Source organism: Variovorax sp. 20P10.2.4 (genome assembly GCF_058244205.1).
On record NZ_JBZAYE010000927.1, the window covers coordinates 1 to 2,197 of the forward strand.

Genomic DNA, 2,197 nt, shown 5'->3' on the forward strand with positions numbered 1-2,197 from the left:
GGCGGCGGCTGGGCCATCCCGGTCATGGTGCGCACGCACTGGGGCGAGGACCTGCTGACGCGCTCCCGCATCGCGCGCAACTTCATCGGCGCGCTCGGCATCGACGAGGCGATGTACCCGACGGCGGAGGTCGATGCGCGGGGCGAACCGCTCGATGGATCGCGGCGCTACGAGCTGCGCTTCGCACCGGGCCGGGCCCCGAAGGTGGGCGCCTTCTGGTCGCTCACGATGTACCGGCGCAGCGACTGCCTGTTCGTGGCCAACCCGATCGCGCGCTACTCGATCGGCGACCGCACGCCAGGCCTGCGCCACGAGGCCGACGGCAGCCTCGTGATCCGGCTCCAGGCCGACGATCCCGGGCCGGGCGCGAACTGGCTGCCGGCGCCGCGCGACGCGCGTTTCTATGTCGTGCTGCGGCTCTACCAGCCGCATGCCGACCATCTGGCGCTGCGCTTCGACTATCCGCCGATCCGGCAGGCCTGAGACACGGCGAACGAACACACTTAGAAAAATGGAGACGACACGCATGACGACCCTGAACCGCCGCCACCTTCTCGCCGCGGCCGCCGGCCTGGCGCTGCCCTGGAGCGCGCCGGCTTTTGCGCAGGCCTGGCCCGCGCGGCCGATCCGCATGATCTCGCCCTACGGCGCGGGTGGCTCCAACGACATCCTCACGCGCGTGCTCGGCGACTTCCTCGGGCGCCGGCTGGGCCAGGGCATCGTGGTCGAGAACAAGGCGGGCGCGGGCACGCGCATCGCCAACGACTTCGTGGCCAAGGCGCCGCCCGATGGCTACACGCTGCTGCATGCCGCCGCGCCGATCGCCATCGGCGAGGCGCTCTACAAGGACCTGCCGTACGACGTGCACAAGAGCTTCGCCGCCATCGCCAGCACCGCGATCGCGCCGCTGTTCTTGGTGGTCAATGCGCAGGCGCCTTACAAGACGCTGGCCGAGTTCGTGAAGCATGCGAAGGCGCAGCCCGGGGGCGCCACCTTCGGCTCGCCGGGCGCGGGCTCCGCGCCGCACCTGACGGCCGAGCTGCTGCTGCGCGCCGCGGGCGCCAAGGGCGTGGTGGTGCAGTACCGCGGCGACGCACCGGCCTACACCGAGCTGCTGGCCGGGCGCATCGACGCCACGCTGACCGCCATCTCGACCGCGGTGCCGCATATCCAGGCCGGCAAGCTGCGGGTGCTGGGCGTGGCCAACGAGGAGCGTTCGCCGCTGTACCCCGATGCGCCCACCCTGCGCGAGCAGGGCCTGCCATCGGTCGTGGGCTACGGCTGGTACGGCATGCTGGCGCCCGCGGGCACGCCGGCGGCGGTGGTCGAGCGGCTCAATGCCGAGATCAACGCGGCCGTGGCCGACGCGGACGTGCGCCGCAAGGCCGAGGCCGCGGGACTGCAACTGCGTGGCGGCAGCGCCGCCGAGTTCAGCGCGTTCATCGGCAGCGAGACGCGCAAGTGGGCCCAGATCATCAAGGCCGCGAACATCACGGCCGAGTGAAAAGGCCCTAGACGATCCCGTCGAACATCATCACGTCGACTTCGTCGCCCGCGGCCACCGGGCCCTGGTCGTGGTGCAGCACCACGAGGCCGTTGGCCTCGACCATCGAACTGAGCACGCCCGAGCCCTGGTTGCCCGCCACCCGCACCTCGGGCCGCGCACCGGGCACCGATTGCACGAAGCCGCGCTGGTACTCGGTGCGGCCCGGCTTCTTGCGGATCGGCCCGACGCTGCGCGCGCGCAGCAGCGGCGGGTGCGCGGCGGCCGCGGCATGGCAGCCCATCATGCGCAGCAGCGCGGGCCGCACGAAGGCGAGGAAGGTGACCATCACGGCGACCGGGTTGCCGGGCAGGCCGAACAGCACGGCGGATTCCGAACCCTGGGGCTCGCGCGGGATCAGGCCCACGGCCATCGGCCGGCCCGGGCGCATCGCGACGCGCCAGAAGGCGATGTCGCCGAGCTGCTGCATCACGTCGCGCGTGTGGTCGGCCGCGCCGGCGCTGACGCCGCCGCTGGTGACGATGGCATCGGCCTCGCGCGCCGCGCGCTGCACGGCGGCCGCCAGCGAGGCGGGATCGTCGCGCACCAGGCCGAGGTCGATGACCTCGCAGCCCAGCCGCTCGAGCAGGGCGGTGACGGTGTAGCGGTTGCTGTCGTAGACCGCGCCCTCGCGCGGCGCGTCGCCGATCTCGA

3 protein-coding genes are annotated in these 2,197 nt (G+C 72.6%); 2 read left to right on the top strand and 1 reads right to left on the bottom strand.

Features of this window, described 5'->3' with window-relative positions; all coding sequences use genetic code 11:
• Nucleotides 1-483 (top strand): DUF1214 domain-containing protein (locus AC27VN_RS39515; protein WP_490880220.1); only part of this gene is annotated, 483 nt, incomplete at its 5' end.
• A gap of 43 nt (nt 484-526) precedes the next feature.
• Complete coding sequence (locus AC27VN_RS39520) at nt 527-1,504, top strand: Bug family tripartite tricarboxylate transporter substrate binding protein (protein WP_398498294.1); 978 nt, start codon at nt 527-529, stop codon at nt 1,502-1,504.
• A gap of 7 nt (nt 1,505-1,511) precedes the next feature.
• On the opposite strand, the gene AC27VN_RS39525 is transcribed toward AC27VN_RS39520, so the two are convergent.
• A partial coding sequence (locus tag AC27VN_RS39525) for a molybdopterin molybdotransferase MoeA (RefSeq protein ID WP_490880221.1) occupies nt 1,512-2,197 on the bottom strand: 686 nt, incomplete at its 5' end.